At 67.3% G+C, this 3,913-nt stretch carries 3 protein-coding genes and 1 pseudogene; 1 reads left to right on the top strand and 3 read right to left on the bottom strand.

Features of this window, described 5'->3' with window-relative positions; translation table 11 throughout:
* A pseudogene (locus D7X32_RS43530) lies at window positions 1-260 on the top strand (FHA domain-containing protein); the annotation flags it as partial.
* A 103-nt stretch (window positions 261-363) separates the two neighbouring features.
* Here D7X32_RS43530 and sctV read toward each other — a convergent pair.
* From sctV to D7X32_RS43515, 3 genes are all read right to left on the bottom strand, one after another.
* Window positions 364-2,490 carry a type III secretion system export apparatus subunit SctV gene (gene sctV / locus D7X32_RS43525; RefSeq protein WP_120608357.1) on the bottom strand — a complete coding sequence of 709 codons (2,127 nt, stop codon included), beginning with the start codon at window positions 2,488-2,490 and terminating at the stop codon, window positions 364-366.
* Window positions 2,491-2,576: 86 nt separating this feature from the next.
* Window positions 2,577-3,044 (bottom strand): tetratricopeptide repeat protein, encoded by a 468-nt coding sequence (locus tag D7X32_RS43520; protein WP_120608356.1) that lies wholly within the window; start codon window positions 3,042-3,044, stop codon window positions 2,577-2,579.
* Window positions 3,045-3,146: 102 nt separating this feature from the next.
* On the bottom strand, window positions 3,147-3,620 hold the full coding sequence (locus D7X32_RS43515; protein ID WP_120608355.1) for a hypothetical protein: 474 nt from the start codon (window positions 3,618-3,620) through the stop codon (window positions 3,147-3,149).
* Window positions 3,621-3,913: the final 293 nt, after the last annotated feature.

Raw genomic sequence — 3,913 nt, 5'->3', positions numbered from 1 at the left:
CGCCGGAACCCGAACCGGAGCCGGAGCCCGCCCCCGCGCCGCCGGAGGAGCCCTCCTCCTCCGAGGAACCCCAGCCCGACGCCTCCTCCGAGGAGCCGCAGCCCGACAGCGGCATGGACTCACCCGCGCCCGAGCCGGAGCCCGAACCGGCCGCCGTGTCCGCGCTCGCGGACAAGAAGAAGCTCGTCCCGCTCATCGTGATGGGCGTGGTGGGGCTGAGCTTCCTGGTGTTGATGATCGCCGTGCTCGCGGGCGCCTGAGCCGCACGCCCCGCGAGGCCTCGGCCGCGCCCGTCCCTCCCTGAGGAAACGACAAGGCCCCCGCCGAAGCGGAGGCCTTGAGTACAACACCCCCTCCCGGCCGCTACCGGCCGGAGGAGATGCGCGCCACCGGCTGGATGTTCAGCTCGGGGGACAGCTCCTGGTAGCTGAGGATGGAGAACGAGGGGTTGAACTCGTACTCCAGCAGCTTGCGCACGTAGCGGCGGATGTCCATCGCCGTGAGGATGACGGGGCGCTGGGCGCTGGGCGGCAGGTGGCCGCACTCGGAGCGCACCGCACCGACGATCTCCTGGGCAATCTCCGGCTCCAGCGCCAGGTGGGCACCCGCGGAGGTGCGCTTGATGGAGCTGCGGATGGCCTCCTCGATGTTCGGGTCGAGCAGGTACACCACCAGCGTGCCGGTGCCGCGCGCGTACTTGTGGGAGATGTAGCGGCGCAGCGAGGCGCGCACATGCTCGGTGAGCATGACGTTGTCGGCCTCCACCTGCCCGTACTCCGACAAGGCCTGGAGGATGCCGCGCAGGTCGCGGATGGAGAGCTCCTCTTCCACCAGGCGCCCGAGGATGTCCGTCAGCTTCAGCACGTTGACGATCTTCGGGACGACCTCCTTCACGATGGCCGGGAACGCCTTCTCCAGCTGCTCCAGCATCGTCTGCGTTTCCTGCACGCCCACGAACTCGCGGGCGTTCTTCCGCAGCACGGCGGCGGTGTGCAGGATGATGTAGCCGGGCACGTCCCAGGTGGTGAGGCCCGCGGACTCAAGCGTCTCCCGGAACTGCTCGGGCACCCACGCGGCCGGCTGGCGCGTCGCGGGGTTGATGGCCTCGAAGCCGGGGATGTTCATCAGCTTGAGGCGCTCCACCGTGTCGTTCACCAGGATGTGGCCCAGGGTGGCCTGGCCGGTGACGACGGGGACCTCGTTGATTTGAATCTGGTAGGCCCCGGGCGGCAGGCCGCCGTTGCCGCGCGCGCGCACGCCGGGGAAGCGCACGCCCAGCTCCACGAAGAGGCCGTCGCGCATGAACGGGATGAGCTCGAAGAGGAACTTGCCGCCGTCCTGCCTCGAGTCCACGAAGGGCACCAGCGCGTCGGACACCTCCAGCACGATGGGCGTGACGACCGGGATGAACAGCTCCGAGTCCGGGTTGAGCTGCTCCTTGGGCGGAGGCTCCGCGGACACGGGCGTGCCGAAGCTGGACTCCATCGCGGGGCCCGCCTCCTCGGCGGCGATGGCCTCGTCGCGCTTGCGCATCATCGAGTACGCGCCGAAGCCCGCGCCCGCGCCCAGCAGGAAGAAGGGAATCTTGGGGAGGCCGGGGATGAGACCCAGGCCCACGAGCATGGCCGCCGCGATGGCGATGGCCTTCGGGAAGGCGGTGAGCTGGGTGCCCACGTCCTTGCCCAGGTGCGCCCCCTCCTCCTCGCCGCCCACGCGCGTCACCAGGATGCCGGCGCACGTGGAGATGAGGATGGCGGGAATCATGCCGACCAGACCGTCACCGATGGTGAGCAGCGTGTACTTCTGCGCGGCGTCACCGGCGGACATCCCCTTCTGCGTCACGCCGATGATCAGGCCGCCGACGATGTTGATGACCGTGATGATGATGGACGCGATGGCGTCGCCCTTCACGAACTTCATCGCGCCGTCCATGGCGCCGAAGAGCTGGCTCTCACGCTCCAGGTCGCGGCGCTTCTTCTTCATCTGGTCCTGATCAATGACGCCCGCGCGCAGGTCCGCGTCGATGGACATCTGCTTGCCGGGCATCGCGTCCAGGGTGAAGCGCGCGGCCACTTCCGCGACGCGCTCCGAGCCCTTGGAGATGACGATGAAGTTCACCACCACCAGGATGAGGAAGAGGATGGCGCCGACGACGAAGTTGCCCTGCACCACGAAGTTACCGAACGCGACCACCACTTCACCCGGGTCGCCGGTGAGCAGGATGAGTCGCGTGGTGGAGATGGTCAGCGACAGGCGGAACATCGTCGTGATCAGCAGGATCGTCGGGAACGACGACAGGTACAGCGCGCTGGGCACGTAGAGGGAGATGAGGAGCAATATCACCGAGATGCTGATGTTCAGCGTCAGCAACACGTCCAGGATGATCGTCGGCAGCGGGACGATCATCATCGCGACGATGGCCACGACGACCACCGCGAGGACGATGTCGGAGTACTTGTTCAGGAAGCTGTTCGGATCGGCGTTGGCCATCGGCGGGGCCATCCTAATCCGTGCCCGCCCCCGAGCCCAAGGGGGGGCCACCCCTCTCCTCTCCGGAGAGGGAGCCTGCGGTCAGGCTACGAGCGGTCCTCGGGGGCTTCGGCTTCCGAAGCCTCGTCCGAGCTCTCCAGGGCCGCGGCGGCCAGCATGCGCGCACGACGGCTCAGGGGGTCTTTGTCCTCGGGGTCCAGCGACACGGCATGCTGGAAGTCACGGGCCGCTTCCATCGTCCGGCCCTGGCGGAGGAACGCCTCACCCCGGTTGACGAAGGGCGTGATGTCGGTGGGGTCCAGCTCGATGGCGCGGTTGAAGCACGCCACGGCGGCGTCCAGATCCTCCAGCGCCAGATGGCAGGCGCCCAGGGCGGTCTGGAAGTAGGCCTCACTCGAGTCCATGGCCGAAAGCTTCTCGAAGATGGCCAGCGACTCGCTGAAGTGCCCGTCCTGGAAGAGATTGAAGCCCTCCGTGGCCCGTTCGAGCATCTCCGGTCCAGACAGGGGCTTCTCGTTGTCGTTCGACACCGTGGCCTTGGATTCAGTCGTCATCGGCGCGTTCACCGGGGCGGGAGCAGCAGCGGCGGGGAGTCTAGCCCGGGGCCCCCGCCAGTACCAGACGGGGACCCTTCCAAGGCACGGGCTGGGGAACGACTACTTCTGCTCGTCAATCCGCTCCTGCACCTTCGCCATGATGTCGTTCATCGACTTGTTGATGATGGAGCTGAAGATGTACTCGCCGGAGGAGGCGTTGTTGAGCGCCTTCTTGGCCTCGGCCTGGATCTGCTCCGGGGTGGCGTTCGGGTTGGCCGCGACGAACGCGTCGACCTTGGCCTGCGCCGTATCCACCGCGCGCTTGCTGGACGACTCGTTCAGGATGGCCGTGTACTGCTGGGCCAGGTCGGTCACGGCCTGACGGCCGGTGGCCTGCGCGTCCGCAGACGAGGTCTTCTTCGCGGCGGCCTGCTGCTGCGGCGCCGGCGCGGCGGCCTGCTGCTTCAGCTGCGTGCTGAAGGTGTTCAACTCGCGCATCGCCTGGTTCGACGCGGCGGGGTTCGCCTGGGTCGGGCCCGTGGTGCGGGCCGTGGGAGCGCTGGAGGGGGTGCGGTTGATGGTGTTGGAGCCCATGGAGCCAACCTCGTTCGAAATGCGGTTTTCTAGGTTATCGGCAGGAAGGGTAGGAGAGTTTCTGGATCGCGAACAAGGGGGCGAGCGCTTCCAGAAGCCCTGAAACGCCGCCGGCCCCGGACCGGTACTCCCGAAGGAGCACCAGCGCGGGGCCGGAGCGAACCACCAACCTGTCAGCGACTACTTCAGGTTGTTGATGGCCGCCATCGCCATCTCGTCCATCTTCTTCATCAGGTTCGTGATCGTGCTCATGATCTGCGAGTCCTGCTGAACCTTCTTCTGCGCCTCCAGGA

The organism is Corallococcus carmarthensis, assembly GCF_003611695.1.
Taxonomy (GTDB): domain Bacteria; phylum Myxococcota; class Myxococcia; order Myxococcales; family Myxococcaceae; genus Corallococcus; species Corallococcus carmarthensis.
This window is presented reverse-complemented; position numbering and strand designations above follow the sequence as displayed.

Bases quoted from the DNA above. Each gene is read 5' to 3' on its own strand.
- sctV (WP_120608357.1), bottom strand. From the start codon at position 2,490: ATGGCCAACGCCGATCCGAACAGCTTCCTGAACAAGTACTCCGACATC.
- D7X32_RS43515 (WP_120608355.1), bottom strand. From the start codon at position 3,620: ATGGGCTCCAACACCATCAACCGCACCCCCTCCAGCGCTCCCACGGCC.
- D7X32_RS43520 (WP_120608356.1), bottom strand. From the start codon at position 3,044: ATGACGACTGAATCCAAGGCCACGGTGTCGAACGACAACGAGAAGCCC.